The organism is Amycolatopsis roodepoortensis (assembly GCF_014873915.1).
GTDB lineage: Bacteria > Actinomycetota > Actinomycetes > Mycobacteriales > Pseudonocardiaceae > Amycolatopsis > Amycolatopsis roodepoortensis.
Window position 1 is genome coordinate 733,223 of the sequence record NZ_JADBEJ010000008.1, and the last position, 26,224, is coordinate 759,446.

Genomic DNA, 26,224 nt, shown 5'->3' on the forward strand with positions numbered 1-26,224 from the left:
CCCTGTCAGGCGGAGGACTCGGGACGGCCGTCGGCCGCCCAAGCGGTGTGGAACGAACCCTCGCGGTCGACGCGGCGGTACGTGTGGGCACCGAAGTAGTCCCGCTGCCCCTGCACCAGCGCGGCGGGGAGCCGCTCCGCGCGCAGACCGTCGTAGTAGGCCAGGGCGGTCGAGAATCCCGGGGTCGGGATGCCGAGCCGCACCGCCGTCGAGATCACCGAACGCCAAGAGTCCTGGGCGTCCTCGACGGCCTTGCGGAAGCCTCCTGAGGTCAGAAGCGTCGGCAGCGCGGGCTCCTCGGCGTACGCGGCCGTGATGTCGTTCAGGAACTTCGCGCGGATGATGCAGCCGCCGCGCCAGATGGACGCGACCTTGCCGAGGTCGATGTCCCAGCCGTATTCGGCGCCGCCCGCCTGGATCTGGTTGAAGCCCTGGGCGTACGCCACCACCTTCGACGCGTACAGCGCCTGCTCGACGTCGTCCGCGAAAGTGTCCAAAGCGGACCCAGTCAGCGGAGCGCGCGAGGGGCCGCCGAGACCGCGGGAGGCCTCGCGCAGGCTCGACGAGCCGGACAGCGAACGCGCGAAGACGGCCTCGGCGATGCCGCTGATCGGCACGCCCAGGTCCAGTCCGATTTGGACGGTCCAGCGGCCGGTGCCCTTCTGCTCCGCCTGGTCCGCCACGACGTCGACGAACGGTTTGCCGGAGGCGGCGTCGGTGTGGGCCAGTACCTGCGAGGTGATCTCGATCAGGTACGAGTCCAGCCTGCCCGAATTCCAGGTGCGGAAGACCTCGGCGATCTCGGCGGGGGAGTAGCCGCCCGCGCCGCGCAGGAGATCGAACGATTCGGCGATCAGCTGCATGTCCGCGTACTCGATGCCGTTGTGCACCATCTTCACGAAATGCCCGGCGCCGTCCGCGCCGACGTGCGTGCAGCACGGCTCGCCGTCGACCTTCGCCGAGATGTCCTCGAACAGCGGCCCGAGCGACTGGTACGACTCCTTGGACCCACCGGGCATGATGCTCGGCCCGTGCAGCGCTCCCTCCTCGCCGCCGGACACACCGGTGCCGACGAAGTGGATGCCCTTCTCGCGCAGCGCGGCCTCGCGGCGCCGGGTGTCCGCGAAGTGCGCGTTGCCCGCGTCGACGATCACGTCGCCCTTCTCGAGGAGCGGGACGAATTCGTCGATCACGGCGTCCGTCGGCGCGCCTGCCTTGACCATGATCACGACCTGGCGCGGCCGCTCCAGCGCGTCGACGAACTCCTGCGCCGAATACGCCGGGATGAAGTCGCCTTCGTCGCCGAACTGCTCGACCAGTTCCTTCGTCCGCTGCTCGGAACGGTTGTGCAGGGCCACCGTGTGCCCGTGCCTCGCGAGGTTCCTGGCCAGGTTGCGGCCCATGACCGCCAGGCCGGTGACCCCGATGCTCGCCTTCTTGCTCATCCGCACCCTTCCGCTTCGTTTCCCGTGCCGAGCCTATCCCCGTCGAGGGATACGGCGCCGGGGCGAGAAGGGATCAACCGGGAGTTGTCCACAACCCGGCCCGCCTGTGGACAACTCGGCTCACGCGGCCCGGGGCGGCGCTCGCGGCGGTACGCTGGGATCGGGGTCGCCCCCCAGGGACGGGTGGGGGCTGCGTGTGGGGGTTTGGGCCGGATTTGGAGTGTCTTGAAGGGCGCCTTTGGGGCGTTGGACGTCTCGAAGGGCGCCTTCGGGACGTGGGGTGCTGCCGGGGGTCGGTGTTCCCGATGTCGCATTTGGGGCGCTGAGGGTCTCTGATGCGACATTGGTGACACCCGAGCGGAAGGCGGCAGCGCGAAGGAGCCCAGGGGTGGGCGCGGCGGCCGGGAGGGTTGCGAAAGCCACTTTCGCAACCTTCAACGTTGCGAAAGTGGCTTTCGCAACATGCGGCGGGCGCGGAGGTGCGAGGCCGTCAGGAGAAGCACCGGATCGGGGCGCCGTTGAAGGTGACCATGTCCGCCAGCGCGGCCCCCAGATCGATCGGCGCACCCCACTCCAGCCCGTCCAGTTCGGCGTAAGCCCGGTGCAGGTTCGCCGGGAGCCGTTCCTGTTCGGACAGTGCCGCGTAGGGCCCGAGATCCGCTTCGCGAGCGGCCTGCAGCGGCGTCAGCCCGGCCGCCTTCCCGTATGAGGCGAGTTTCTGCAGGAAACCCAGGTACCCGTCGACGACGTCGATCGCTTCGGGGCCGCAAACCGGCCCGTGGCCCGGCACGATCGTCTCCGGCTCCAGTTCGCGGACCAGGTCCAGCGCCTTCCGCCAGCCGGCGGGCGAGCCCATCAGCGCGAAGGGGCTGCCGCCGTTGAAGATCATGTCGCCGACGAAGAGCACCCGCCGTTCCGGCAGCCAGACCAGTACGTCGTTGGTGGTGTGCGCCGCGTGTCCGGGGTGGATCAGCTCAAGCCGGACATCGCCGGCGTGCACGGTCAGCCGGTCGTCGAACAGGACCTCGGGCGGCCGCAGTTCCAAATGGCCCCAGTCGTTGCCGGTGAACGAGTTCTCGTAGGTGTTGATCCCGGTCGCGACCATCACCTCGCGCGTCTTCCGGTGCCCGATGATCGTGGCGCCGACCGCCAGGTAGTTGCCGTTCGTGTGGTCGCCGTGGTGATGCGTGTTGACCACGGTGGTCACCGGCGCCCCGCCCACCGACTCCGCCGTCGCCAGCAGCGCCCTGGTACGCCGTTCGGTCGAACAAGTGTCGATCAGCACCGTGTGATCGCCCGCGGCGACGAACCCGCAGTTGTTGATCCACCACGAGCCGTCCGGCTGAACGTAGCCGAAGACACCATCGGTGACCTGGCTGGCGAAGGGGGATTGGTCCACTCGGTCACTATGCCCGACCGGCGTGCCCGAAATGTGACGAGATCGCTCCGCCACCAGGGTGACGTACCAGGTGACTGGTGTTTTCGGGCGTTTCCTGGAACGCTGCGCAATGTCATCATCGAACCCCTCAAGGTGAAGTACCCTGGGTGGGTTCGAGTATTCGCGCGCAGGACCGCGGGCAGCCGCGGTCCTGATTATGTGGTCCGGGAGAGCAAGGCGATGGCCAGCACCGTCACCTCGCGCCGGAAGCAGCTCGGGAACGAGCTCCGGCATGCCCGCAACGCCGCGCGGATGACACAGCAGCAGGTCGCCGACGTTCTCGGCTGCACCCAGGGCAAGGTCAACAAGATCGAGTCCGGTGCCGTCGGGGTCAAGCTCGGGGATGTGCGATCCATGCTGAACGCGTTCGGGATCAACGGCGACGAGGCCGACACGTTGATGAACCTGGCCCGCGCCGCGGCCGGGCAGCGCGGCCACTGGTCCGGCTACCGATCCGTGGTGCCGCACTGGTTCCGCACCTTCACCGACCTCGAACCCGCGGCCGCGGAGATCCTCACCTGGCACGGCGAGCGCATCCCCGGCCCGTTGCAGTCCGAGCACTACATGCTCAAACAGTTCACCGAAGCGGGCGCCACGGACGTCACCTCGCTGGTCCGCAACCGGCTGGACCGCAAGGCCGTCTTCGAACAACAGCAGCCGCCCTACTACCGGTTCATCATCAGCGAAGGCGCCTTGCGCCGCGCTCCGGGCGGCTCCGCCCCGGCGGTGATGCTGGACCAGGTCGAGCATCTGCTGGCGCTGGACAAGCATCCGCGCGTGTACGTGCACGTGCTGCCGTTCGGCGCGCGCCTCGCCGCGGTGCCCAACGACTTCACCATCATGCGGTTTCCCGATCGCACCAGGGATTTCGTCTACATCGAACATTCCGCGGGCGGGTTGTACCTCGACGACGTCAAGGACTTCAACATCTTCGTCGACTCCTGGGACAGGCTGCGCGGTGCCGCGCTGGAACGTCAGGAGACCCGGCAGTTCCTCAAGGAACTCGCCGAGCTGTACAGAACCCAGATGCAATCCTGAGATGGACCCGCGGTTCCTGCCCGACGGCGTGGATCTCGAGCGGCCCAACGCCGCCCGGATCTACGACTGGGCGCTCGGCGGAACCGCGAACTGGGCGGTGGACCGGGAATTCGGCGAACAGCTGGTCAAGGCGTTCCCGCTCGTCCGCGCCCTCGCCAGGGCCAACCGGGCCTTCCTCGGCCGGTCTGTGCGGTACTGCGCCGAGCACGGTGTGAACCAATTCCTCGACCTCGGTTCCGGCGTGCCGACGGTCGGCAACGTCCACGAGATCGCCGACGACGCCGACGGCGACAGCCGGTGCGTGTACGTCGACAACGAGCCGGTCGCCGCGGCGCACGCCAGGATCCTGCTGGAGAAGAACGGGGATCCGGCCAGGCACGCGGTGCTCGGCGGCGACCTGTGTGACGCGGACGACATCTGGGAACGCGCCATCGACACCGGTGTCCTCGACCCGGCGAAACCGGTCGCCCTGCTCACCGTCGCGGTCCTGCATTTCGTGCCGGGCCCCGAACTCGCCGCCGTCATCGCGCGCTACCGGCGGTTGCTGCCCGCCGGCTCCTTCTACGCCCTGTCCCACGTCACGATGTCCGACGTGGAGGGTGACGAGCTGGGACAGGTCCAGCGCGTGGTGAAGCAGTACGAGCAGTCGAGCACGCCCGTGTCCTTCCGCGACAAGGAAGAGATCCTGGGTTTCTTCGGCGATTTCGAGCTCGTGGCGCCGGGTCTCGTCCCGGTCGGCGCATGGCGGCTGGACGACCCCCACTCGCCTGCGCTTAACTGCGCCATCGGCGGGGTCGCCCGCAAACCCGGTTTCTGACGAGGTGTGACGGTATGACTACGCAGCAGGATCCCAGCGACCCGGTGGCCCCCGAAGGTGTCGATCTCGAGCGACCCAACGTGGCCAGGGTGTACGACTGGTTCCTCGGCGGTTCGGCCAACTGGGCCATCGACCGCGAGTTCGGCTCGCAGGTGCTGAAACAGTTCCCGGAGGTCAAGACGTTCGCCCGCGTCGGCCGCGACTTCCTCGGCCGCGGCGTGGGTTACCTTGCCCGCCAGGGGATCACGCAGTTCCTCGACATCGGCTCCGGCGTGCCCACCGTCGGCAACGTCCACCAGGTCGCGAGCGCGATCAATCCCGACAGCCGGGTCGTGTACGTCGACATCGAGCCGGTCGCCGTCGCGCATTCCCAGCTGCTGCTGGAACGGGAAGGTCTGCTCGGGCGGCACGCGGTCCTGCAGGGCGACGTACGGGATCCCGACGACATCTGGAAACGCGCCCTCGAGACCGGAGTGCTCGACCCGCGGCAGCCGATCGGGCTGGTACTGGTCGGCCTGCTGTACTTCCTCGGCCCGGAGGAGCCCGTGCACGAGATGGTCCAGCGGTATCTCGATTTCCTGCCGTCGGGTTCGTACTTCCTGTCCTCGCATCTGACCGAGGACGGTGTCACCCGCAAGGAAGGCGACAACCGGGAGAACGTCCAGGAGCTGTACAAGAAGACGAGCGCGCCGTTCCATCTGCGGTCCCGCGCGGAGTTCGCCGCGTTCTTCGACGGGCTGGAGATGGTGGAGCCGGGTATCGACTGGATGGCCACCTGGCATCTCGACGAAGCGGATTCCCGGGCGAGCGACCGGTTCGCGGACGACCCGACCTTCACCGGCGGGCTCGGCGGGCTGGGCCGCAAGCCCTGAGCGATCAGGCCCGGCCGGTCAGATGCCCGACCATGGGTGTCAGATCGAATCGACCTTCGAGCGGCCGGCCGGTCCTGATCGGGTCCCGGTGCGCGCCGGGCGCGTCGATCTCCGAGTTCCACGGCGGCTGTTTGCGCAGCGGCGCCTGGATGAGGCTGAACCCGAACCGCTGACGCAGTTCGAGCCCGATGGTGCGGTGGTGGTGCTTCGCCGAGGCCAGGCGTTCGTCCTCACGGCGGAACAGCAGCGTGGTGAGACGGACGGCCATGGCGGTCACACCCCCCGGCTCGGACGCGGCAACCGCGCCTGGTCGGCCGAACCGGCGAGGCCGAGACAACGCTCACAGGGCATCCCCGAACCGACGGGGACCCATTCCAGGTGGTCGTACGGCATCGCCGCGCCGCAGCGGGCGTGCAGGAATTCGGGGTGCGAACCCCCGGTGTGCAAGTCGAAGAGATGCGCGGAGCGGCGGCTTTCGCCCGCCGTCCCGGCCATGAGCCTGCCGACGGCCAGTACCGTCGACGGCATGGTGTCCTGAATGATCACGCTGATCCTCCCCCACGAGGTCGGCGGTGGGTGGTCATGCGCCGCGGGGTGGGTGTTCCCGCCGGTCACCTGCCGTCGGTGTCCTGCCGGAACGGCGAAACTCCCGATCGGACGCACCCGGTGACGTCCGTCGCCGGGGTGTCCGCGTGCTGCGAGCGAATCACCAACAACCGAGCCCCGGCCGCTGCGATTAATCCTACTCCTGGAATAATCTTCATGTCGAGGGTGGGCGGAGTTGATCACCCACTTGGCCGTGCGGGATAGTCCCGTTGAGGCAGGGAGAAGCCGGGACGGTGACGGTTCGCGCAGGTCGCGGCCCGCACCCCCGACCGACGTTCGGAGGTACGACCAATGGCCGATTATCCATCGGCGTCGGATTACGATCCGACCACGGCCGTGTCGCTGTTCGACGACTCCGCGTGGGAGAAGTCCTTCGCGAGTGAGCCCAACGGGGGGAACTGCGTCGAGGTCAACCTCGCCCGTGAAGGCCTGGTGGGAGTACGTGACACCAAACTGGCCAACAGCCCCGTCTTCGTCTTCGATTCCGGTGAGTGGAACGCCTTCCTCGTGGCGGTCAAGGCCGGACAGTTCGATTTGAGCCCATGACGAAAGGCTCGCGTGCCCATCGGGACACGCGAGCCATCCGATCTTCGGTCACTTCGAGTCACACCGGGGCGGGTAGCCCGTTCCCGCGCAGCCTGGATTTCGTCCTACGCCAGGCGACGGCGATCAGCACGGCGAGGACGATCAGCGGGATCAGGCTGATCGACCAGCTCACCGCCATCGGCGGTCCCGGCTGTTCGAGCACCGCCAGATCCCGCAGTTCACCCGTGCCCTTGCCCGCGGGTCCCTCGATCTCGAACCGGAACGTCCACGAGCCCTCTGTCTGCAGGGCGCGGATGTCCAGTCCCCACACCTCCAGTTTCCGCGGATGCTTCGCCAGCGGCTGCGGACGGCCCAGCCGCCCGGTCTCCGGATTGAGGAACGCGAGCGTCCCCGACTTCCCGGCGATCCCGTCGTCCGGGATGAACGTGAAGTCCAGCGATTGCATGGCGCGCAACGGCCAGGTGCTGAAGCCGACCGTCATCCCGTACGGACCGACCTGGACCCGTTCGGTGTGGACGATGTTCACCGGTTCGTAGGCGTTCGCCGCGGGCGTGGTCGCGAACAGCAGACCGATCGCCGCCGCCAGTGCCAGCAATGTCTTACGCATGCGCGTTGTCCCCCTTCGCCGGGGCCAGCAGCCCCAGCATCCCGCCGAAACGCCAGCCGGCGAACCCGCCGAGCAGCCCGATCACCGCGCCGGCGGCGCCCGTCGCGAACACGACCGCCCACGGCATCCGGTCGGCGCCGTAGACGATCGCGTTCTGGATCGGCATGCTCGCGCCGACCAGGAGCCCGCCGATCCCGCCCGCCAGCACCGAAACCCGGCCCGCGGACCAGCCGCGCCGCGAAAGCAGGTAGACCGCTTCGAGCACGGCCGCGATGGGCAGCAGCGCCATCGGCATCATCGAGGGCATCGCGGGCACACCGTCGATGTAGTCGCGCATCGGCAGGCCGACGGCGCCCGCGTACGCTTCGGCGGCCCACGGCGAGAACCACCAGGTGATCGCCTGGATGACCGCCAGCGCCGCGGCGACCCGGACCGCTCCGCCGGGCCGCGCCCAGAACCCGGCGCCCGCCGAGACCAGCAGTACCGAAAGCAGCGCGATGCCGACGGAGACGACGTCGAGCCCGTCGACGTCGATCTGCTGCAGCCCCAGCACGGTGACCGTGCTGAACGCGATCAGCACCCCGAGGCTGCCGACCACGCCGACGGTGCCCCACCGGTGTTCCCGCGCGGCCGCGAAGACCATGACCGTGCCGATGATGCTCAGCGTGATCGACAGCAGCAGCCCGATATGCGGCGGCGAGTCGATCACCGCGTCGAAGCCGTAGAGACCGTGCCACCACTGGTCCCACAGGCCGTACAGCAGGAACATCGCCGCGCCGGTGCCGGTCACCAGATAACCGGCCGGGGCGGCGAAGACCTTGCCGAAGACGTTGATCGCCCGGCCGCCGACGCGCGCGTCGATCGGGCGGCCCGCCCGGCGCGCGGCCGTGGTCATCAGCACGACCACGAGGCTCGCGAGCCCGGAGATCGCGCTGCCCGAATACAGGAACAGGTGCGGCATCGTGAAGAACGTGTCCGGGCCGACGTCGCCGTGCCACTGGATGTCCCAGGTCAGCCCGATCAGCGAGATCACCGATCCGGCCAGCACGGTGCCCGCCGGTACGAGACCGGTGCGTTCACTTCGTGCCACCGAGACGGCCCTCGCTCCTCCCGCGGTGAGATCCATACCCCCGACCTCCCTCTCTTTACTTGACCAGCAAAGGAAAAACGTGCTGCGTGGCGCCGGACGGCCCGCGCAGTGAAACGGTGATCTCCCATTGCCCCGACATCGGCAGCAGGACGTCGCCGGTGCGGAACTTCCCCGGTGCCTCGGCGATCGCGGGCGACGGGGCGAGCGCGTGCCCCATCTGCGGCATCACGGGTTCGAGGGTGACGACGTCCGGCGTGGCGCCCGTGACGGTCAGGGCGAAGACGTTCCCGCCCTGGTGCGGGTCTTCGACCGACAGCTGCACCGTGTACGGGCCCTGCGTCGAGCGCTGCACCTGCTCCCCGCCACTGCTCGGCCACACCAGCCAGGCGACGATCGCCGCCGCGAGCACCGCGACCACGGAGATGAGCAGGACGGGCCTTCGTCTGTCCACTGTGGTCATTGCGGCGCCCCTTCCACCGGGACTTCGATCTGCATGGGCACGGTCAGCACCGTGTAGTCGCGTTCGGCCTGCAACCAGATCCGGTATTTGCCGGGTGCGGAGAAGGTGTAGGTGAACGGGACGTCGGGGCCGTACGCGGCGACGGTCTCGTCCGGTTTTCCCGGCATGCCAGGCGATTGCGGGATCATCGAATGCACATGGGCCCAGGTCGGCGCGGCAGCGGCATCCGCGCCGACCCGGCTGTCGTCGGTGATCGGGCCGACGACGATCAGGTGGCCGAGCATGCCCAGCCAGGGTTGGAGATCCGCCTTCCCGAACCGTGCGGTGATCGTGGTCGGTTTCCCCTGCCGAATTTCGACGTCGACCGGGTTGCCTTGCACGACTCGCTTTCCCGCTCCGGCGGGAACGGGTTCGGCGGGGGAGTCCGTTCCGGTCGCGACGCTCAGCGTGGTGCGGGCCAGCTGCACGCCGCCGCCTCGCCGGGCGAGTTCCGCGGCGACGGCGTAGGTCCCGGCCTCGGGCGGCGTGAACTTCACCCGGTAGTCACCGGGGCCGACCCGCACCGGATGCAGATGCCACAACCTGCCCGTCGGCGAGACGACGACCAGGTGGATCAAGGCGTTGTCGTGTACCAGAAGGTCGTCGACGGGGCGGCCGGTCGCGCCGTCGGCGACGGCGATCCGGACCTCGGCGAGACCGCCCGATCGCGCGTTCGGCGAGTGCACGGCCAGATTCACCGGCGGCCGGGAGAAGTCCACAGTGGACATCTGCGCGTTCGCGTACGGGTCCCGGATGTTGTCGATCGTCGGGTCCAGCTCCGCGCCGGGCGCGGGCGGCGGTGGGGTGGACGCGGAGAGCATCGCGCCGGTGATCGCGACCGCGAGCGCGGCGACCATCCCGCCGGCGGGGATCAGCGCGAGCTGCGGACGGCGCACGCGCATCGCGACGACGAGACCGAGCACCAGGAACACGCCCGCGGCGACGAAACCGCCGAAGGTGGCCTTCTCCCACGGCGGGATGACCCTGGCCGGGACGATGAACGGGATCGACGCGGTGTCCGTCCCGTCGTCGAGGCCGAGCTCCCACGGCCCCGGCTGGTCGACCTGGAGCCGCGCGGAATGCGCGCCGGGTTTGCCGTCCAGCGGCACGGTGGTTTCAGAGAACGTCGTCCCGGCGGCCGACGCGCGCAGTTTCAGTGTCCCCGGCGCGCTTCCGGTGTGGGTGACGACGTCGACGTGCAGCGGCCCGGGCGCGATGTCCATCCGGCGCAGGATGACCGTGAGGTCACGGGTGCCGAGCGTCTGCGCGACTTGGACGTCCGCGCCACTCGACACGCCGTCCGCCTGGGCGGTGCCGGACAGCAGAACGGACGCCAGCGCGCAGAGCACGAGTACGCGGGCGATGACCAACGGCGTCGTGCGCCGCCCCCTCGGTGAATTCCCCATCCCGGCCGAAGTTAACGACGATGGTCTCCGAAAGCGTCACGGCGCGGAGTGAACCGGGGTCCCCCGTAAAGGGGACCGCGCCCCTTACCGCAGTTGGGGGTCTCAGCTCAGCAGAAACGGTTTCAGGCTTTCCAACAGCGCCTGAGGGCGTTCCTCGGCGAGGAAGTGACCGCATTCTTCGATCGCCGTACCGGAGACGTCGTTCGCGTAGTCCTTCCAGATCTCCAGTGTCGGCAGCTTTCCCAGTAGACCGCTCGCTCCCCACAGCGCCAGCACAGGAAGTTCGAGGCGGCGACCGGCGTCGAAATCGGCGTCGTCGGCCTCCGCGTCGTGCGGGAACGAAGCGCGGTAATCGTCGAAGCCGGCCCGCAAGGCGCCCGGCGCGGAGAACGCGCGGACGTATTCGTCGACGGCCTCCCGGCTCAGCCCCTGCCGCTTATGCGTCCAGCGTTCGAAGAAGTAGCCGAGGTAGGCGGCGATGTCCCGGCCGGCGAGCAGTTCCGGCAGATCCGGCTGAAGGTGGAACAGCCAGTGCCAGTAGGCGCGGCCGATTTCGGTATCGAGGCGTTTCCAGAGTTCCCTGGTGGGGATGATGTCGAGGACGGCGAGCCGGTCGACCTGATCGGGCCGGTCCAGTGCCCAGCGGTGGGCGACCCGGCCGCCGCGGTCGTGCCCGACGACGGACACGCGCTCGAAACCCAGGTGGGTGGCGAGGGCGGCGACGTCCGCAGCCATCGTGCGTTTGTCGTAGCCGTCGCGCGGCTTGTCCGATTTTCCGTAGCCGCGCAGGTCGGGGGCGATGACGGTATGCGTGTCGGCCAATTCGCCGATGATCTCGTGCCAGCAGAAGGACGTCTGCGGCCAGCCGTGCAGGAGGAAGAGCGCGGGGCCCGTTCCGGCACGCAGGTAGTGCAGGCGGATGCCGTTGACCGAAGCGGTCTCGCTTTCTAACCGGTTCATGGGGTTAGAAGGTAGACCGACATCCTAACCGATGGCAAGGGTTAGAATCCTCGGATGGAGTGGGTCTTCGACGGCGGGCGACCGTGTCTCGACCTCGTGAACACCGTGCGCGAGCGGCACGAGGACGGCCGGGAGCTGCTCACCGACCCAGCCGCCCTCGCGGAATGGCTGCGGCTCATGGGTTTCGCCATCGCTGAGGCGAGCGCGGGCGAACTGTCGGCCGCGCGGGCGTTGCGGGAAGCGGTCGACAAAGTGCTGTTGGGTGAGCCGCGGAGCGCGGATGTTCTTCTGGTCAACGAGATGGCGTCCGGCGCGCCGTCACCGTGGCTGCGTTACGACGACGGCAAGCCGGTGAAGGAGCTGAGGCCGGTGTCGGTCGTCGCCGCGCTCGGCGCGCTCGCGGCCGACGCGATCGACCTCGCGACCGAGGACGTCGCGGTCCGGATCTGCGCCGCCGACGACTGTGGCCTGCGGTTCTGCGACGCTTCACCGAGGCGGTCGCGCCAGTGGTGCTCGATGGCGCGCTGTGGCAACCGGGCGAAGGCCCGTGCCCACTACGCCCGCACCCGAAAGCGTGTAGAGGACTAAATGCTGTTTTGTTAGTCCTGTTGGCGGTCTCCGTGCCCCCAGGTGTCGCGAAAGCCACTTTCGGGACATCAGACGTCGCGAAAGTGGCTTTCGCGACACGCTCCGTCTAGGGACACAGCGTCGGCCCCGACGTTGCGAAAGCCACTTTCGCAACCTTCAACGTTGCGAAAGTGGCTTTCGCAACCCGCCCCCTTTGTCCTCCCCGCACTAAAGACGGGCACTTCCGGGGCCGCTGGTGCCGCCGAGGAAGCGATAAGCGCGCGGATGCGCCCGGAACCAGACGTTGAGCCTGCCGATCCGGCGCACGAGCGAAGACCGCAACGTCACCGGCACGAGCCCGCCTGCCAGCCGCACCGCCGCGCGGAACCGGTCGAACCGGCGCTGGTCCCGGTCTGTCCACTGTAGACCGAGGCGCTCGCGGAACGCGGGCGGCAGCGTGGCGCGGATGACGAACATCTGGCCCCGATGCTGCCACCGCTGGAGCCGCACCCACCGTTCGTCGGGCAGCCATCGCCACGGCTTCTTCACCGTGCGGATCGTTTCGAACAACGTCGAGATCGTCTCGTTCGGGCCGAAACCGTCGATCATCTCCGCGTAGTACCGCTCGAATTCCGGCCATGTCGGCGGCATGTCCTGTTCGCGGAGGCCGAGGAGCCGTCCGACGTCGCACATCTGCGCGTAGTACTCGTCCAATTCGGACGGTGTCATCGGCGTTCCGTAGAACCGTTGTGTGTCAACGGGAACCATGACGAGAGTCGCGTGCACCCATGCGTAGGCGTGTGGGTTCAGCGCGCTGTATCGGCGGCCGTCGTCGACGCCGGTGAACGAGCGGTGCAGCGCACGCAGCCGGTCCGCTTCGTAGCGCGCGCCCTCCGGGCCGCCGTAGATGTAGATGGACAGCGACGCGGCCGTGCGCATGAGCCGGGTCCACGGATCCTCGACGTAGTCGGAATGATCCCGCACCCCGGCCGCGACCACCGGATGCGCGACCTGCAGCACCAGCACCTGGCCCGCCAGCAATCCGGCCCGGAAGTCGCCGAAGTACTTCCACGCCGCCGTCCCCTTGACGATCGGCGGACCGCTCATGACGCGCCGCGGACGAGCATCATCAGCGACTGCGCCACCCCGACGCCGTCGTCACCCGTGGCCAGCCTGCGCAACTGCAGGCCGGCGATCAGCGCGACGACGGGGCCGGTCAGCCGTTCCGGAGACGGCACGCCGAGCGTTTTCAGGATCACCAGGGCGAGCTCGTCGTAGGCGGCGAAACAGCGGGCGGCCGCGTCCTGGAGCCCGGGGTCGCGCGCGGCTTGCAGGTACAGCTCGTGCGCGCCGAGTTCGTCGGTGCCGAAGGGCAGCTGCGCGATGACCTGCTCGACCACCGACGCGGCCTGCTCGACGCTCAAGCCCTGCTCGCGGTACGCGTCGACGAATCCGGTCAGCTTCGTGGTCTCTTCCTCGACGAACAGCAGCATCGCCTCGCGCAGCAACGCGGTCTGGCTGGGGAAGTGGTAGGTCAGCGTGCCGAGCGAGACGCCGGCCGCGGTCGCGATCCGGCGGTTGGTCAGCCCCCCGACGCCCTGTTCCCCGACCACCTTGAGGGCGGCGTGGAGAATGGCTTCGCGGGTGTTCACCAAGCGGTCTCGGGTTTGCGGTCCTGCCACCGTTCGACCTCTTCCAGTTGCGCGGCCAGCGAGATCAGCCGTTCCTCGGCGTGCGAGGGGCCGAGCAGCTGCCCGCCGAGCGGCAGGCCGTCCGGGCTCAGCCCGGCGGGGACGTTGACCCCCGGCCAGCCCAGCACGTTCCACGGCCAAGCGTAGGGGCACGCGGCGATCATGGCCTGGTCGGTCTGCCAGCCGGTGAGCTTGTCGAAAGTGCCGATCCGGGGTGGCGGCGTGGCCGTGGTCGGCGTGAGGACGACGTCCACCCGGCCGAACACCGAGCCGATCTGCCGTTGCAGCAACGGTTCCGTGGCACGCGCGAGCCGCAGCGCCGGCCCGGCCAGTGCCGAACCCTGCCGGGCGTTGGCGCGCGTGCGCGGGTCGAGTCGCGCCTGGTCCGGGACGCGACGGGACCAGTCGCGCACGCCGACGAGCGAACGCGGCAGGAAGGTGAGGCCGATCAGCCGGTAGTCGGGTTCGATCTCGACGATCTCGTGGCCGAGTTCGGCGAACCGCTCCGCGAGCCGGACGACGGCCGCGTGTGCCTGCGGATCGAGCCGCGTTTTCGTCGCGGTGAAAGGGATTCTGGTGGACAGTCCGATCCGCATCCGGCCCGGTTCGCGGCGGGCGGCCGCCTGGAACGCGGTGCCGGTGCCGGCGGCGACGTCGAGCAGCAGGGCAGCGTCGGCGACGGTGCGCGCGAGCGGGCCGACCACGGTCAGGCCGTGGAAGAGTTCGCGTTCGGTCGGGACGCGGCCGCGCTGCGGTTTGATCCCGACCAGATCGGTCCAGGCGGCGGGGATCCGGATCGACCCGGCCCCGTCGGAACCCAGCGCGGCGGCGATCACCCCCGACGCGATGGCCGCCGCCGCGCCGCCGGAGGAACCGCCCGGGGTGCGCTCGGTGTCCCACGGATTGCGGGTCGCGCCGAACGCCGGGCCTTCGGTGAACGGCCACTGGCCGAGTTCCGGGGTGTTGGTCTTGCCGATGAGCACCGCGCCCGCCCGGCGAAGCGCGGCGACCGGCGGGGAATCCGCGGTCGCGACGGTGAAGTCGCCTTCGCAGCCGAACGCCGTCGGCAGACCGGTGACGTCGAGGTCGTCCTTGATGGCGGTGGGGACGCCGAGCAGGGGAGCGGTCTCGCCGTCGGCGAGCCTCCGGTCGGCCTCCGCCGCCTCGCGAAGGGCTTCTTCGGCGCGAAGGCATTTGAAGGCGTTGAGAACGGGCTGACTGGCCTCGGCCTTTTCGAGCGCCAAGCGCGTGAGCTCGACCGACGTCGTGGCTCCGGTGGCGAGCATCGAGGCCTGTTCGGCAAGGCCGGTGAACGCGAGGTCCGCCTTCGAGGTGGTCATGGGATCCCCCTGCACGTCTCGTTCGTTCAAACGAACGATACCACCGGGTAGCGTGACGCGCATGAACCTCGATCGCTTCCCCCGCGTCGACCTCGGCGGCTATCCCACGCCGCTGCATCCGGCACCCCGGCTGGGTGAGGCCCTCGGCCTGCCGAACCTGCTGCTCAAACGGGACGACGTGCATCCACTCGGCGTTGGCGGGAACAAACTGCGCAAACTCGAGTTCCTGCTCGGCGCGGCGATCGAAAACGGCGCCGACACGGTGATCACCTTCGGCGCGCTGCAGACCAACCACGGCCGCCAGACCGCCGCGGCCTGCGCGAAGCTCGGATTGCGGTGCGAACTCGTGCTGACGGCGAAGGTCCCTCGCGAAGGTGACGCGTACGAACGGTCCGGCAACGTGTCCCTCGACCATCTCTTCGGCGCGAACGTGCACATCTGTCGCGACGGCGAGGAGACCGGCAGGACCTACGAGCGGCTGATCACCGAGGCCGCGGCCGAGGGTCGCGAGGTGGCCACATTCCCGGTCGGCGGCTCCGACGGCGTCGGCGCGCTCGGGTACGTGGCGGCCGCGCGAGAGCTGGCCGGGCAGCTCGGCGAGCTGGGTATCACCAAGGCGCGGCTGGTCGCCCCGCACGCCAGCGGCGGGACGTCCGCCGGGCTCGTCGTCGGGACCGCGGAACTCGATTGGCTGACGCTGGACATCGCCTGCGTCAGCCATCCTGTCGACGAAGCCCTCGACAACCTGGCCGACCTCACGATCGCGGCCTCCGTACTGCTGGGGAGCGAACCACCGTCACTCGAAGGTCTGCACATCGACGACCGCACGATCGGCCCCGGGTACGGGATCCCGACCGCCGGGACGTGGGACGCGGTGCGGCTTTTCGGCCGTACGGAAGGGATCGCGCTCGATCCCGTGTACACCGGCAAAGTGGGCGCCGCGCTGGTCGAGTGGGCCGCCGAAGGCCATTTCGCGGCCGACGAGCACGTTGTCTTCCTGCACACGGGCGGGCTGCCCGGTCTCTACGGCTACGCCCCCGAATTCGCTGACGCGGTGCGCCGCTGACGCGACCTTCAGCATCCCGGCGATCAGGATCACGTGTGCCACCAGCGAAATCCGCTGCATGACGCCGACCGGCGCGAGGTCGGTCAGCGTCATGAAGAACGGGATGTCGGACAGGCGCACGAAGATGAAGCTGAGCCCGAAGACGATCAACCCGGCCGTGCTGCCCCACGCCAGGCGGCCGACCAGCTTGGCCGCCGGCGTGCCGCGCAGGTTGTCGCGCAGGGTGAAACCGGCGGCGGGCAGGCTGAGGAACGCGATGAGACAGGCGTACAGGTGGATCTCGCCGCTCACCGGATCCGGGAATTCGGGGTAGCTCGCCGGGAAGATCGCGGCCGCCGCCAGCCCGAGCGACCACAGCACGAACAGCAGTTTCGTGGTGCGGCTGAGCGGGATCCCGGCCGCGGCCAGCGCGCCGAGGGCGGTGAGCGAGCCGATGGACAGGGAGAGCACGCTGGCGCCGAGCATGCCCGTGCCGCGGTCGACGTAGGCGTAGCTGGACAGCGTGTCGAACACCGGATCGCGTGAGCTGATCAGGTGGAGCACGACCATGGTGAACAGTGCCCAGCCGATGGCCGCGGCCGACGCGATCAGCCAGGGCTTGGCCCGCGATCTCTCCCCAGGGAACGTCATGCGTCCAGCGTGCTCGCGCGGGCGGGGTTTTCCGATCCGGGAAGCCCCCGGTTTTACCCTGGGGCTACCCCGAAGTCGACGAGTACCAGTAGCTGGTCATCGTGCCTTTTCGCGCGGGGCCAGCGCTCGCCGTCCGGGTCCTGTTTCTCCGCCGTGCGGACCGCGTCGAGGACGGCGTCCGGACCACGCTCCCGGCTGATCGCGAGCACCTCCGGCCAGTCGAACAGGTCGTACTCGTCGACGCCGATCGAGACGCCGTCGGTCGCCAGCAGCAGGGCGTCGACCTCCGAACGCGGCCAACTGCGGCGGACGGCCTCGGCGGCGGCCTTCGGTTCCGCCTCGGCGACCCAGAAGCCGTCCGGCGCGTTGCGTTTCGCGCGCACGTCGGCGCCGGTGCGGAGCTGGCCGCCTTCGCGCAGCGAGACGAGCCTGTCGTCGGTGAGCGGATCGGCGCCCGACGGGCCGAAGGCGACGATCGGGCTGTCGGCGAGCACCAGCCCGTCGACGGTGTCGTCCGTCCAACGCGCGATCGCGACCGTGCTCGACGGCGATCGTCCCGGTTCGAGGCCTTCGCGGCGGGCGACGTCGGCGATCGACTCGGCCAGCAGCACCCCGAGATCCGCTTGTGGTTCCGCGGCCAGGGCCCGCGACAGGCTGTGCACGAGCAGGCTCGCGTACCAGCCGCCGGACGGCAGATCCGGCCGTGGCGCGGTCGCCCCGTCGAGCACCACCACGGCGTTGCCGAGTACGGCGACGTGGTCTTCGGTCGGGCGCGTCGCTCCGTCCGCGCCTACTCCGTCCCTTTCCGCCACTGCGATTTCGACCATGACCCGACCCTAACTGTCAACTGAGGTTGACGCGGGCGGGATGTCAACGTAGGTTGACGTCATGACCGAAGCGACAGATCTGGCCGCGCGAGCCGGCGACCGCGATCCCCGGGTGGGATTGCGCGCCGTCGCCGCCTTGCGCCGGCTGTTGGAACAACTCGAGGCCGTGCAGGTCCGCAGCGCGCGGGTGCACGGCTGGTCCTGGCAGGAGATCGCGGCCGAGCTGGGGGTCAGCAGGCAAGCGGTGCACAAGAAGTACGGGAGGCACTGATGTTCGAACGCTTCACCACCGAAGCCCGCGATGTCGTCGTCGGGGCTCAGCGCGTGGCGTCGGACGAGGGATCGGGGAACGTCGACGCGCTGCACCTGCTGACGTCAATCGCGCGGCACACCGGCGTGCTCACCGCGCTGGGCTGCCCGGCGGACGAACTGGCCGACGACCTCCGGCGCGTCCGGCGGCGTGGCGGGATGAGCGATGCCGACGTCGAAGCCCTGAGCGGTTTCGGCATCGACGTCGAGCACATCGTCGAGCGGGTCGAGCAGACCCACGGCCCCGGCGCGCTGACCGGTGGCCGTCGTGCCGGGCGCGGTCATCGGCCGTTCACGCCGGAGGCCAAGAAGGTGCTGGAGAAGAGCCTTCGCGAAGCCATCGACGTCGGCAGCAAGCGCATCGAAGGCGAGCACCTGCTGCTCGCGCTGACCGCCGTCCCCGGTGCCGCGGCCGACGTGCTCGCGCAGCGGGGCATCGACTACCTCGCCGTCCGGCGCCTGCTGGAGCAACGGGAGGCCAGCTGACCTCCCGCTTCGCGGAACTCGCGTGATCAGACGCGTAACTCGCGTGCTTGGACGCCGCACACGCGAGTTACGCCCCTGATCACGCGAGTTACGCCTCCAAACACGCGAGTTGCGCCTCCGATCACGGGTGGGCGCGCTCCCGCCAGATGACGTACGGCAGGAAAGCCTGCGTCAGCGGCCCGATCGCGAGCGCGTAGAGGACCGTGCCGATACCGACGGTGCCGCCGAGCAGCCAGCCGGCCGCCAGGACGGTGATCTCGATGAGCGTCCGGACGAGACGGATCGACTTGCCCGTTCGCGCCGAAAGGCCGGTCATCAGCCCGTCGCGCGGGCCGGGGCCGAGCCGCGCGCCGACGTAGACCGCGGCGCCGAGACCGTTGAGCACCACGCCGGCGACCAGATTGAGGAGCTGCCAGCCGAGCACGTGCTGGTCGGGCAGGAAGAGCCGCACGAAGTCGACGGTGAGCGAGATGACCACGATGTTGGCGACGGTGCCGATCCCCGGCCGTTGCCGCAGCGGGATCCACAGCAGGAGCACCAGCACCGACGCGATCGCGGTGACCGTGCCGAACGAGAGCCCGGTGATCTTCATCAGCCCTTCGTGGAACACGTCCCACGGGTCGAGGCCGAGCCCGGACCTGGTCAGCATGGCCATGCTGCCGCCGTAGAGGACGAGCCCGGCGACGAGCTGGACCGACCGGCGGGTGGTGTCCTGGGAGATGCCGACAGGTCTGAGGTCGAGTTTGAGTGCCACGAGTCCACCATCAGGGGTAAGTGGCTACCTTGAACATGACCAATCTGGAACAATTGGCCTTATGGAACCGCTTATCCCGCTGACTGGACGCGTTTCTGGGTCGAAATTGGCCATTTTGCTGGGGAACTGGCGGCAGAGTGGTTCTCGACACGGTGCCGCGGATCTCGCGGCGGCCGTCGAGCTGCTGGTCCTCGACGGCAGGCTCCCGCTCGGCACGAAACTCCCGGCCGAACGGGAGCTCGCCGACGCGCTGGAGGTCAGCCGCACGCTGATCGGCGCCGCGCTGGACAAGCTGCGGGCCGACGGTCTGGTCGCCAGCCGTCGCGGGGCGGGTTCGTGGATCGCGTCGCCCGGCGGCCGGGGCCGGGACGCGATCCTGCCGACCGGCGAGGACCTCATCGACCTCGCCCAAGCCTGTCCGCCCGCCGTCGCCGGCCTGGTCCCGGCCGTGGACGCCGCGCGGAAAGCCCTGGTGGACCACCTCGGCGAGAACGGTTACCAGGTACGCGGCCTGCGGATCCTGCGCGAGCGGATCGCGCGCCGCTACACCGAACGCGGGCTGCCGACCAACGCCGAACAGGTGATGGTCACCAACGGCGCGCATCACGCGTTCGTGCAGGTCCTGCGGATGCTGGCCGGCCCTGGTGACCGGGTGCTGGTCGAACAGCCGACGTATCCGAACTCGCTCGAGGCCATCGGCGCCGCGCACGCCATCCCGGTGCCGGTGCCCCTGGATCCGGCCACCGGCTGGGACATCGTCGGGATCGAGGCCGCGCTGCGGCAGTCCGCGCCGAGGCTCGCGTATTTCGTCGCGGACTTCCAGAACCCGACCGGCCTGCGGATGGACGCCGACAGCCGTCAGCGCCTCGCGACCGCGCTGAACCGCGCCCGGACCCCGGCGATCGTCGACGAGACGCTGGTCGAGCTGGACCTCGAAGGCGATCCGGCCGACGGGCCGCCGCCGCTGGGCGCGTACCTGGGTGACCTCGGCATCACGATCGGCTCGGCGTCCAAATCGCATTGGGCGGGTCTGCGGCTCGGCTGGATCCGCGCCTCCGAGGACGTCATCGGCAGGCTGATCGCGGCCCGGTTCGCCGTCGACCTGGGATCGCCGGTCTTCGAGCAGCTCGTCCTCGCCGAACTGCTCGACGACGGCGGGGCCGCGCTGGCGCACCGCCGTCAGGAGGCGCTGGCGCTGCGGGACGCGCTGACGGGGGCGCTGAACTGGTACTGCCCCGAGTGGACGTTCACCGTGCCGCGCGGCGGGCTTTCGCTGTGGTGCCGTCTGCCGGAGCCGATGAGCACGCGGCTGGCCGTCGCTGCGGCAGGCCACGGTGTGCAGGTGGCGCCGGGTTCGCGATTCGGTGTCCACGGTGGACTGGAGCGCTGGCTGCGGCTGCCGTACGCGCTTCCGTCCGACCGGCTTTTCGAGGCCGTGCGGCGGCTGGGCACGGCGGCCGCTTCGGTGGCCGCGACCCCCGCCACGGCGGCCCCGGCCACCGTCCAGGTCATCTGACCCCCCGAAATGCTTGGGTGGAAAACGGAAATAGCCGGTGCGCCGGCGGGGCGCTCGATGCTCCAGGGAGGGCATCGGCGCCGCGCGACCAGCGCACCGGCTATCCGGCCCGCCCCGAGACCGGAATCTCGGGACGGGCACCGCGGCGGTTACCCGGCACAGCCCCTCGACGTGCCGGGAACCGCCCGCGGTTCAGGCGGGCTTCGAGCTTGACCGGCTCCTGCTCGGCGCGGTGAGCAGAAGCCCCCGAAGTCCACCCGGTGCTGGTCCCGGCGCCGCAGGGGCAGCGCGGCGCCGGGGCCGGGATCCGAACCGGCCGGGCGCGGTCGGCCGTTCGGAAAGACAAAGGGGATGCCTGAAAGAGGGGCAGGCGAAAAGCGGCTTGTGCCGGCGGGATCAGCAGACGTCGGAACCCGAAGTTGATCTTGGTTTGGACGTGGTTCTCCCCGGCGACCCGGTCAGGTCAGTCGGGGGAGGTGGCGGGAAGCGCGGCTTCCCTGCCGGTGCGCTCGCCTTCGTGGTCGCAGCCGGTTCCGATGAGCTTCAGCTGCGTGGCGGGCATTCCGGCGTCGAGCACGGCGAGCGGCCCGCGGCCGCCGCCGGTGTTGTCGTGGCCCGGCTGGGCGGTCGTCGTGGGCGCGATCGGGGCCACCGGGGTGCTCGGCAGGCCACCGCCACCGCCGGAGCCGCCGCCGTCCGGGGACGCGTGCGTGTCGGATTCGGCGGGCGCGGCCGGAACGGGCTGGGCGTCGGTCTTGACCCGGACGGGCAGCGCGACGCGGTGGTTCTGGCTCGCCGTCGCCGGAGCGGGGCTCTCGGCGGGGACGGCCGGACGCGGGGCCGGAGCGGCAGGCGCGGGGGCGTTCTCCGTGACGGCCTTGGCCGGGACGGCGATGGTGACCGAGCCGCCGGCCGACTCGCCGGAGCCGCCGCCGAAGACGGGGTCGAGCATGTCGCCGGTGCCCGGCAGGATCACCGGAGCACCCGCGTCGCAGCACGGACCCGGCGTGAGGATCGGCGTGACGACCTGGTCGCCGATTCCGTCTACGACGCCGACGACCCCGCCGACGGTCTGGACGACACCGCCGACCGTGGTCGTGACGACATTCAGCACGCCGCCGATGAGGCCGCCGAGCAAGCCGTTGGACGCCTGGGTTTTCGCGGTCTTCGTGGCAGGTTCCGGAGAAGAAGTCTTCGAAACCGCCGCTTCCTCCACAGTGGCCTCAGGCTCCTCGTGCGCAACGGGAGCGGGCTCTTCTTGAGAGGTCTCAGCGGGTTTCGCGGTTTCGGTCGCGGTGGAGTCCGAATTGGACTCAGTGGACTCGGCGGGCTTCTCGGGAGTAGTCGTTTTCCCGGATCCGGTTTCGTCCGCGGGCTGCACGACGGAGGTCTCCGGCGTCGCGAGGGGCTCTTCGTCGGCCGAAGCCGTCGTGCTCAGCACGGCGCCGAGGAGCCAGCCGGTGAGCACGAGTCCGCCCGCGAAAAGGATTCGCTTCGGGGCGGTGAGGCCGCCACGGCGCACGACTGCCGTACCACTCATGGCAATCACCACCGTCCGCGCCTGAAACCCACGTTTCCCGCGTGAGTTCGATCTTTCTTGGGGTCTCTTCCGGCCAGGTCGCAGTTCCCCCGGGGCTGCACCAGTTTTAGCACCGGAGGGGAGTGTTTCACTTCAGCCGCCGCCGATCCAGCCCGTTAGGCGGAACGACGCAACCGGCTCCGGTGCCTGGAGTACCGGAGTTGATCACTCTCGGTATGTACCCGGCGGCCATCCGGGGAGGGGTGGAACTACTCAAATCATCGGTGACCTGACCTTTTCCGGATCCCGGATGCGGTGTGTGCCGTCCAAGTCGCGTTCGGTGATCGGTGCGGCGAGCGCAAGCCGCTAGGAGGGGAAGGTCCGGGATGTGGGACGTGAACGCGTTGTCCGCGGCGGTGCTCAAGACCCTGAAGGCGTACCGGCTGAGCGAAGCCGACGCGCACGACGTCTGTCAGGACGCGTGGCAGGAACTCCTTCGCGCACCCGGCGCGTTACGCGACGAAGCGAAGCTCGCCGCTTGGCTGACGACCACCGCGCGGCGCCGCGCGCTCCGGATGATCACCAGGAACAGGCGCGAAACACCGCGTCCGCTGCCCGGCGCGGAGCCGACCCCGGAGGCCGAGGTCGTCCGCGCCGAACGCGACCGCGCGCTCTGGGCGGCGGTCGATCGCCTGCCGGACTCGCATCGGCGGATGATGCGGCTCCTCGCGTACCGGCCGGAGCTGTCCTACGCCCAGCTCGCGGGGGAGCTGGGCATCAGTCCGGCCAGCGTCGGCAGGCTCCGACGGCGGTGTCTGGACCGGCTCAGACGGGCACTCGAGAAAAGCGGCTGGGCGTGAACATCGGACGAGTCACCGAAGTTTGCGCAATCGGGTGACCGCTTCGTCGATGACCTCGTTGCGTTTGCAGAACGCGAAACGCAGGAGGTGTTTCCACTCGTCCGGGTGATCGGTGAACACCTTTACGGGCACGGCCGCCACGCCCACCCGTTCGGGGAGTTCCCAAGCCAGTTCCGCGGCGTCGTCGAAACCGAGCGGCCGGACGTCGACGCAGACGAAGTACGTCCCGGCGGTCGGCCGGACCGCGAACCCGGCCTCCGCGAGACCCGCCGCGAGCCGGTCCCGTTTGTCCTGAAGGCTCGTGCGCAGGTCTTCGGCCCACGGCAGTTCGTGGTCCAGCGCGTGGGCGACGGCGGGCTGGAACGGGCCGCCCGAGACGAAGGTGATGAACTGCTTCGCCGCCTTCACCGCCGCGACCAGCTCGGGGCCGGCGCAGACCCAACCGATCTTCCAGCCGGTGCAGTTGAACGTCTTGCCCGCGCTGGAGATCGAGACGGTCCGGTCGCGCATGCCGGGGAAGGTCGCGAGCGGCAGATGCTCGGCGTCGTCGAAGACCAGGTGCTCGTACACCTCGTCGGTGATCGCGATCAGGTCGTGCTCCACGCAGAGCGCGGCGACGGCTTCCAGTTCGGCGCGCGTGAACACCGTGCCGGTCGGGTTGTGCGGAGAGTTGATCAGGATCGCCCTGGTCCGGCCGGTCACCGCGGCGCGCAGGCCCTCGACGTCCAGCGCGAACCGCCCGTTGCGTTCGACCAGGCCGACGACACGCCGCTCCGCGCCCGCCATGGCGACCGCGGCCGCGTACGAGTCGTAGTACGGCTCGATGACGATCACCTCGTCACCCGCCTGGGTCAGCGCGATCAGCGACGCCGCGATGGCCTCGGTGGCGCCGGCGGTGACCAGGATCTCGGTGCCGGGGTCGTACTCGACGCCGTAGCGGAGACGGTGCCGCGCGATCGCCGCGCGCAGCTCCGGCCGCCCCGGACCCGGCGGATACTGGTTCGCGCCCCCGAACAGCGCGTTCTTGGCGGCGTCGAGCATTCCGGCGGGCCCGTCGGTGTCGGGGAAACCCTGGCCGAGGTTGACGGCTTCGTGGCGGACGGCCAGTGCCGTCATCTCCGCGAAGATGGTCGACGTGAAGGGCTGGAGGCGGGGTACGAGGACAGGTTCGCGCACGATCAGCCATCCTCACGGACAATGGCCGTGTGGAGCAACTGACGCCCGCCAAGGTGACCCCAGCCGATCCGCCCGGTGGAAGCGCCGCCGAGGAGGAGAAGCGCCGCGGCCTGCGCAAGATGAAGATGGTCGCGCTGTCGTTCCTGCTCGGCGCGACGGTGATCTTCCTGCTGACCAGCTGGGCCGAAGCCGCCGGCTGGCCCGCCTGGGTCGGCTACGTCCGCGCCGCCGCCGAAGCCGGGATGGTCGGCGCGCTCGCCGACTGGTTCGCGGTGACGGCGCTGTTCCGTCATCCGCTGCGGATCAAGATCCCGCACACCGCGATCATCCCGAACAAGAAGGACGCGCTGGGCAGCAGTCTCGGTGACTTCGTCGGCTCGAACTTCCTTTCCGAGACCGTGGTCCGCGAGAAACTGAGCCGGGTCGAGGTCTCGAAGCGGCTCGGCGGCTGGCTCGCGCAGCCCGCCAACGCGGAGCGGGTGACGTCTGAGCTGGCCACCGTCGTGCGGGCGGCGGTCAAGGTGCTCCGCGACGAAGACGTCCAGGCGATCATGGAACAGGCCGTGGTCAAGCGGATCGTGGACAAGCCGTGGGGCCCGCCGCTGGGGAAGATCCTCGAAGGCGTGTTCGCCGACGGCGCGCACCACAAGCTGGTGGACCTGATGTGCGATCGCGCCTACGAATGGGTGCGGGACAACCACACGACGATGCTGCGCGTGGTCTCGGACCGGGCGCCGAGCTGGTCGCCGAAATTCGTCGACGAGATGCTCGCGGACAAGGTCTACGGCGAGGTGCTGTCGTTCGTCTGGGCGGTGAAGACCGACGTCAACCACCCCATGCGGCTGGCGCTGGACAAGTTCCTCGGCGAGTTCGCCCAGGATCTGCAGACCGACCCCGAGGTGATGGCGCGCGCCGAACAGGTCAAATCCCAGATGCTCGGGCACGACGAGGTGCAGAAGCTGATCGGCTCGGCCTGGGCGACGGCCAAGGAGATGCTCCTCAACGCCGCCGAGGACCCGTCGAGCGAGCTGCGGCGCCGCGTGCGCACCGGCCTGGAGACCCTCGGCGGGCGGCTCGTCTCCGACGACCACATCCGGTCCAAAGTGGACACCTGGGTGGAGGGCGCGGCGGCCTACGTGGTCACGCACTACTCCAAGGAGATCACCACGATCATCACCGACACCGTGGAGCACTGGGACGCCGAGGAGACCTCGCGCAAGATCGAGCTCCAGGTCGGCCGGGATCTGCAGTTCATCCGGATCAACGGCACGGTGGTCGGCGCGCTCGCCGGGTTGGTCATCTACACCGTCGCGCAGCTGCTGTTCTGAGTCGCCGCGCGTATACCACACTCCGGAGGGCCTACCGGGAGTTGTCCACAGGAAGTGGAGTCATCCCCAGGGTTATCCACAGCTTTTCACGTTTTTGGCCTAACGGTGTGCACAACCCCTGGGGGTAACTCGGGGGTGGGTGACACCAGAAGTTGTGGTCGTTGGGGCCCGGCCGGTAGCCGTAACTCGCGTGCTCGAAGACGTAACTCGCGTGTTTGAGGGCGTAACTCGCGTGCTTGAAGCCGTGACACCTCCAAGCACGCGAGTTACGCCTCTGATCACGCGAGTTACGCCCTCAAGCACGCGAGTGACGAGCTCAGGTCGAGATGTCCGCCGTCCGCGCCCGCCAGGCCCGCGCCTTCTCCCGGTTCCCGCAGGCCCGCATCGAGCACCACGTCCTCGACCGGTTCCGCGATTCGTCGTAGAACGCCCAAAGACAGTCGTCCGCCGGGCAGATCTTGAGCCGGATCCATTCGCCGAGCACGGTCAGCCGGGTCGACGCCGCCATCACCGCCTCGCAGACCGTTTCCGAGACCAGCAGCGGACCTTCCGGGCCGAGGACGATCTCCGCCGGAGCGCGCAGGCCGAGCCGGGGCAGCCGGGGGTCGCCGATCGCGGCCCGCAGCGCGTCCCGGGTTTCGCGCGCGGCCGCGGGGGTATCCGCGCGAAGCCGATGATCCCGGGCCCAGTGTTGCCAGGACTCCAGATCGTCCAGGAGGTCGGTGCCGCGTTCGACGTTCACCGTGTTCAGAAACTCGACCACCAGGGACGCGTCGGTGTTCACCTCGCCCAGTGTACGGGCGACACCGGTTGTCATCGGCTCCGATAACC

28 protein-coding genes and 1 pseudogene are annotated in these 26,224 nt (G+C 69.5%); 11 read left to right on the top strand and 18 right to left on the bottom strand.

Features of this window, described 5'->3' with window-relative positions; genetic code table 11:
* Window positions 1–5: 5 nt before the first annotated feature.
* On the bottom strand, window positions 6–1,445 hold the full coding sequence (gene gndA, locus H4W30_RS41205; RefSeq protein ID WP_192747658.1) for an NADP-dependent phosphogluconate dehydrogenase: 1,440 nt from the start codon (window positions 1,443–1,445) through the stop codon (window positions 6–8).
* Window positions 1,446–1,935: 490 nt separating this feature from the next.
* Window positions 1,936–2,844 (bottom strand): MBL fold metallo-hydrolase, encoded by a 909-nt coding sequence (locus tag H4W30_RS41210; protein WP_192747659.1) that lies wholly within the window; start codon window positions 2,842–2,844, stop codon window positions 1,936–1,938.
* 219 nt (window positions 2,845–3,063) lie between these two features.
* Here H4W30_RS41210 and H4W30_RS41215 point away from each other — a divergent pair, with 219 nt between their 5' ends.
* Genes H4W30_RS41215 through H4W30_RS41225 form a run of 3 tightly spaced genes read left to right on the top strand, consistent with a single transcriptional unit; the run spans window position 3,064 to window position 5,610 of the window.
* Entirely contained in the window at window positions 3,064–3,921 is an 858-nt protein-coding gene (locus H4W30_RS41215; protein WP_192747660.1) for a helix-turn-helix domain-containing protein, read from the top strand.
* Between the two features lies 1 nt (window position 3,922).
* Window positions 3,923–4,738 (top strand): SAM-dependent methyltransferase, encoded by an 816-nt coding sequence (locus H4W30_RS41220; RefSeq protein ID WP_192747661.1) that lies wholly within the window; start codon window positions 3,923–3,925, stop codon window positions 4,736–4,738.
* A 14-nt stretch (window positions 4,739–4,752) separates the two neighbouring features.
* Window positions 4,753–5,610: an SAM-dependent methyltransferase gene (locus H4W30_RS41225; protein ID WP_192747662.1), complete on the top strand. Its 858-nt coding sequence runs from the start codon at window positions 4,753–4,755 to the stop codon at window positions 5,608–5,610.
* A gap of 4 nt (window positions 5,611–5,614) precedes the next feature.
* Here the strand turns inward: H4W30_RS41225 and H4W30_RS41230 are convergent, their stop codons facing one another.
* On the bottom strand, window positions 5,615–5,878 hold the full coding sequence (locus H4W30_RS41230) for a hypothetical protein (RefSeq protein ID WP_185927113.1): 264 nt from the start codon (window positions 5,876–5,878) through the stop codon (window positions 5,615–5,617).
* Window positions 5,879–5,883: 5 nt separating this feature from the next.
* Complete coding sequence (locus tag H4W30_RS41235; RefSeq protein WP_192747663.1) at window positions 5,884–6,156, bottom strand: hypothetical protein; 273 nt, start codon at window positions 6,154–6,156, stop codon at window positions 5,884–5,886.
* A 351-nt stretch (window positions 6,157–6,507) separates the two neighbouring features.
* Between H4W30_RS41235 and H4W30_RS41240 the strand changes: the two genes are divergently transcribed.
* The gene (locus tag H4W30_RS41240) at window positions 6,508–6,762 is read left to right on the top strand and encodes a DUF397 domain-containing protein (RefSeq protein ID WP_126733169.1); all 255 of its coding nucleotides are present in this window, start codon (window positions 6,508–6,510) and stop codon (window positions 6,760–6,762) included.
* Between the two features lie 58 nt (window positions 6,763–6,820).
* On the opposite strand, the gene H4W30_RS41245 is transcribed toward H4W30_RS41240, so the two are convergent.
* The 5 genes from H4W30_RS41245 to H4W30_RS41265 all read right to left on the bottom strand — a co-directional run bounded on the left by H4W30_RS41245 (window position 6,821) and on the right by H4W30_RS41265 (window position 11,324).
* The gene (locus H4W30_RS41245; protein WP_225950824.1) at window positions 6,821–7,369 is read right to left on the bottom strand and encodes a hypothetical protein; all 549 of its coding nucleotides are present in this window, start codon (window positions 7,367–7,369) and stop codon (window positions 6,821–6,823) included.
* Window positions 7,362–8,495 (bottom strand): hypothetical protein, encoded by a 1,134-nt coding sequence (locus H4W30_RS41250; protein ID WP_192747664.1) that lies wholly within the window; start codon window positions 8,493–8,495, stop codon window positions 7,362–7,364. The genes H4W30_RS41245 and H4W30_RS41250 overlap by 8 nt, the downstream gene beginning before the upstream one ends.
* Window positions 8,496–8,514: 19 nt before the next feature.
* Window positions 8,515–8,919, bottom strand: coding sequence for a FixH family protein (locus H4W30_RS41255; RefSeq protein WP_192747665.1), 405 nt, complete (start codon window positions 8,917–8,919; stop codon window positions 8,515–8,517).
* A complete protein-coding gene (locus H4W30_RS41260; protein ID WP_192747666.1) occupies window positions 8,916–10,364 on the bottom strand; it encodes a hypothetical protein in 1,449 nt (482 codons plus the stop codon). Before H4W30_RS41260 ends, H4W30_RS41255 begins: the two co-directional genes overlap by 4 nt.
* 102 nt (window positions 10,365–10,466) lie before the next feature.
* Window positions 10,467–11,324, bottom strand: coding sequence for an alpha/beta fold hydrolase (locus tag H4W30_RS41265; protein ID WP_192747667.1), 858 nt, complete (start codon window positions 11,322–11,324; stop codon window positions 10,467–10,469).
* 54 nt (window positions 11,325–11,378) lie between these two features.
* Here H4W30_RS41265 and H4W30_RS41270 point away from each other — a divergent pair, with 54 nt between their 5' ends.
* Window positions 11,379–11,912: a CGNR zinc finger domain-containing protein gene (locus tag H4W30_RS41270; protein WP_192747668.1), complete on the top strand. Its 534-nt coding sequence runs from the start codon at window positions 11,379–11,381 to the stop codon at window positions 11,910–11,912.
* 207 nt (window positions 11,913–12,119) lie between these two features.
* Here the strand turns inward: H4W30_RS41270 and H4W30_RS41275 are convergent, their stop codons facing one another.
* From H4W30_RS41275 to H4W30_RS41285, 3 genes are read right to left on the bottom strand one after another with little or no spacing between them, the layout of a single operon-like run.
* Window positions 12,120–12,998, bottom strand: a complete 879-nt coding sequence (locus tag H4W30_RS41275; protein ID WP_192747669.1) for an oxygenase MpaB family protein — start codon at window positions 12,996–12,998, stop codon at window positions 12,120–12,122.
* Window positions 12,995–13,543, bottom strand: coding sequence for a TetR/AcrR family transcriptional regulator (locus tag H4W30_RS41280; RefSeq protein ID WP_192747670.1), 549 nt, complete (start codon window positions 13,541–13,543; stop codon window positions 12,995–12,997). The genes H4W30_RS41275 and H4W30_RS41280 overlap by 4 nt, the downstream gene beginning before the upstream one ends.
* Window positions 13,540–14,922 (bottom strand): amidase, encoded by a 1,383-nt coding sequence (locus H4W30_RS41285; protein WP_192747671.1) that lies wholly within the window; start codon window positions 14,920–14,922, stop codon window positions 13,540–13,542. The genes H4W30_RS41280 and H4W30_RS41285 overlap by 4 nt, the downstream gene beginning before the upstream one ends.
* 61 nt (window positions 14,923–14,983) lie before the next feature.
* On the opposite strand from H4W30_RS41285, the gene H4W30_RS41290 reads away from it, so the two are divergent.
* Window positions 14,984–15,988, top strand: a complete 1,005-nt coding sequence (locus H4W30_RS41290) for a D-cysteine desulfhydrase family protein (protein WP_192747672.1) — start codon at window positions 14,984–14,986, stop codon at window positions 15,986–15,988.
* A 78-nt stretch (window positions 15,989–16,066) separates the two neighbouring features.
* Here the strand turns inward: H4W30_RS41290 and H4W30_RS41295 are convergent.
* Window positions 16,067–16,618, bottom strand: a pseudogene (locus H4W30_RS41295) (DUF998 domain-containing protein); the annotation flags it as partial.
* Window positions 16,619–16,671: 53 nt separating this feature from the next.
* The gene (locus tag H4W30_RS41300) at window positions 16,672–17,445 is read right to left on the bottom strand and encodes a protein phosphatase 2C domain-containing protein (RefSeq protein ID WP_192747673.1); all 774 of its coding nucleotides are present in this window, start codon (window positions 17,443–17,445) and stop codon (window positions 16,672–16,674) included.
* A 61-nt stretch (window positions 17,446–17,506) separates the two neighbouring features.
* On the opposite strand from H4W30_RS41300, the gene H4W30_RS41305 reads away from it, so the two are divergent.
* Together H4W30_RS41305 and H4W30_RS41310 are read left to right on the top strand one after the other, a co-directional pair.
* Entirely contained in the window at window positions 17,507–17,716 is a 210-nt protein-coding gene (locus tag H4W30_RS41305; RefSeq protein WP_004559389.1) for a sigma factor-like helix-turn-helix DNA-binding protein, read from the top strand.
* Window positions 17,716–18,240 (top strand): Clp protease N-terminal domain-containing protein, encoded by a 525-nt coding sequence (locus H4W30_RS41310; RefSeq protein ID WP_192747674.1) that lies wholly within the window; start codon window positions 17,716–17,718, stop codon window positions 18,238–18,240. The genes H4W30_RS41305 and H4W30_RS41310 overlap by 1 nt, the downstream gene beginning before the upstream one ends.
* A gap of 121 nt (window positions 18,241–18,361) precedes the next feature.
* Here H4W30_RS41310 and yczE read toward each other — a convergent pair whose 3' ends face one another.
* Window positions 18,362–18,994 carry a membrane protein YczE gene (yczE, locus tag H4W30_RS41315; RefSeq protein WP_192747675.1) on the bottom strand — a complete coding sequence of 211 codons (633 nt, stop codon included), beginning with the start codon at window positions 18,992–18,994 and terminating at the stop codon, window positions 18,362–18,364.
* A gap of 61 nt (window positions 18,995–19,055) precedes the next feature.
* Between yczE and yczR the strand changes: the two genes are divergently transcribed.
* On the top strand, window positions 19,056–20,510 hold the full coding sequence (yczR, locus tag H4W30_RS41320; RefSeq protein ID WP_192747676.1) for a MocR-like transcription factor YczR: 1,455 nt from the start codon (window positions 19,056–19,058) through the stop codon (window positions 20,508–20,510).
* Between the two features lie 463 nt (window positions 20,511–20,973).
* On the opposite strand, the gene H4W30_RS41325 is transcribed toward yczR, so the two are convergent.
* Complete coding sequence (locus H4W30_RS41325; RefSeq protein WP_225950825.1) at window positions 20,974–22,050, bottom strand: hypothetical protein; 1,077 nt, start codon at window positions 22,048–22,050, stop codon at window positions 20,974–20,976.
* A gap of 365 nt (window positions 22,051–22,415) precedes the next feature.
* Here H4W30_RS41325 and H4W30_RS41330 point away from each other — a divergent pair, with 365 nt between their 5' ends.
* Entirely contained in the window at window positions 22,416–22,889 is a 474-nt protein-coding gene (locus H4W30_RS41330) for a sigma-70 family RNA polymerase sigma factor (protein WP_192747677.1), read from the top strand.
* A 12-nt stretch (window positions 22,890–22,901) separates the two neighbouring features.
* Here the strand turns inward: H4W30_RS41330 and H4W30_RS41335 are convergent, their stop codons facing one another.
* On the bottom strand, window positions 22,902–24,065 hold the full coding sequence (locus H4W30_RS41335) for a pyridoxal phosphate-dependent aminotransferase (RefSeq protein WP_192747678.1): 1,164 nt from the start codon (window positions 24,063–24,065) through the stop codon (window positions 22,902–22,904).
* 29 nt (window positions 24,066–24,094) lie between these two features.
* On the opposite strand from H4W30_RS41335, the gene H4W30_RS41340 reads away from it, so the two are divergent.
* Window positions 24,095–25,393 carry a DUF445 domain-containing protein gene (locus H4W30_RS41340; protein WP_192747679.1) on the top strand — a complete coding sequence of 433 codons (1,299 nt, stop codon included), beginning with the start codon at window positions 24,095–24,097 and terminating at the stop codon, window positions 25,391–25,393.
* Between the two features lie 316 nt (window positions 25,394–25,709).
* On the opposite strand, the gene H4W30_RS41345 is transcribed toward H4W30_RS41340, so the two are convergent.
* Entirely contained in the window at window positions 25,710–26,177 is a 468-nt protein-coding gene (locus H4W30_RS41345; protein WP_371878878.1) for a CGNR zinc finger domain-containing protein, read from the bottom strand.
* Window positions 26,178–26,224 lie beyond the last annotated feature (47 nt).

What these genes read in the sequence shown, in the direction of transcription:
- H4W30_RS41215 (WP_192747660.1), top strand. Translation starts at nt 3,064, where the DNA reads ATGGCCAGCACCGTCACCTCGCGCCGGAAGCAGCTCGGGAACGAGCTC.
- H4W30_RS41305 (WP_004559389.1), top strand. Translation starts at nt 17,507, where the DNA reads ATGACCGAAGCGACAGATCTGGCCGCGCGAGCCGGCGACCGCGATCCC.
- H4W30_RS41310 (WP_192747674.1), top strand. Translation starts at nt 17,716, where the DNA reads ATGTTCGAACGCTTCACCACCGAAGCCCGCGATGTCGTCGTCGGGGCT.
- H4W30_RS41325 (WP_225950825.1), bottom strand. Translation starts at nt 22,050, where the DNA reads ATGAGTGGTACGGCAGTCGTGCGCCGTGGCGGCCTCACCGCCCCGAAG.
- H4W30_RS41265 (WP_192747667.1), bottom strand. Translation starts at nt 11,324, where the DNA reads ATGAACCGGTTAGAAAGCGAGACCGCTTCGGTCAACGGCATCCGCCTG.
- H4W30_RS41260 (WP_192747666.1), bottom strand. Translation starts at nt 10,364, where the DNA reads ATGGGGAATTCACCGAGGGGGCGGCGCACGACGCCGTTGGTCATCGCC.
- H4W30_RS41275 (WP_192747669.1), bottom strand. Translation starts at nt 12,998, where the DNA reads ATGAGCGGTCCGCCGATCGTCAAGGGGACGGCGGCGTGGAAGTACTTC.
- yczR (WP_192747676.1), top strand. Translation starts at nt 19,056, where the DNA reads ATGGAACCGCTTATCCCGCTGACTGGACGCGTTTCTGGGTCGAAATTG.
- H4W30_RS41225 (WP_192747662.1), top strand. Translation starts at nt 4,753, where the DNA reads ATGACTACGCAGCAGGATCCCAGCGACCCGGTGGCCCCCGAAGGTGTC.
- H4W30_RS41250 (WP_192747664.1), bottom strand. Translation starts at nt 8,495, where the DNA reads ATGGATCTCACCGCGGGAGGAGCGAGGGCCGTCTCGGTGGCACGAAGT.
- H4W30_RS41220 (WP_192747661.1), top strand. Translation starts at nt 3,923, where the DNA reads ATGGACCCGCGGTTCCTGCCCGACGGCGTGGATCTCGAGCGGCCCAAC.
- H4W30_RS41255 (WP_192747665.1), bottom strand. Translation starts at nt 8,919, where the DNA reads ATGACCACAGTGGACAGACGAAGGCCCGTCCTGCTCATCTCCGTGGTC.
- H4W30_RS41240 (WP_126733169.1), top strand. Translation starts at nt 6,508, where the DNA reads ATGGCCGATTATCCATCGGCGTCGGATTACGATCCGACCACGGCCGTG.
- H4W30_RS41300 (WP_192747673.1), bottom strand. Translation starts at nt 17,445, where the DNA reads ATGGTCGAAATCGCAGTGGCGGAAAGGGACGGAGTAGGCGCGGACGGA.
- H4W30_RS41230 (WP_185927113.1), bottom strand. Translation starts at nt 5,878, where the DNA reads ATGGCCGTCCGTCTCACCACGCTGCTGTTCCGCCGTGAGGACGAACGC.
- H4W30_RS41245 (WP_225950824.1), bottom strand. Translation starts at nt 7,369, where the DNA reads ATGCGTAAGACATTGCTGGCACTGGCGGCGGCGATCGGTCTGCTGTTC.
- H4W30_RS41330 (WP_192747677.1), top strand. Translation starts at nt 22,416, where the DNA reads ATGTGGGACGTGAACGCGTTGTCCGCGGCGGTGCTCAAGACCCTGAAG.
- H4W30_RS41285 (WP_192747671.1), bottom strand. Translation starts at nt 14,922, where the DNA reads ATGACCACCTCGAAGGCGGACCTCGCGTTCACCGGCCTTGCCGAACAG.
- gndA (WP_192747658.1), bottom strand. Translation starts at nt 1,445, where the DNA reads ATGAGCAAGAAGGCGAGCATCGGGGTCACCGGCCTGGCGGTCATGGGC.
- H4W30_RS41270 (WP_192747668.1), top strand. Translation starts at nt 11,379, where the DNA reads ATGGAGTGGGTCTTCGACGGCGGGCGACCGTGTCTCGACCTCGTGAAC.
- H4W30_RS41290 (WP_192747672.1), top strand. Translation starts at nt 14,984, where the DNA reads ATGAACCTCGATCGCTTCCCCCGCGTCGACCTCGGCGGCTATCCCACG.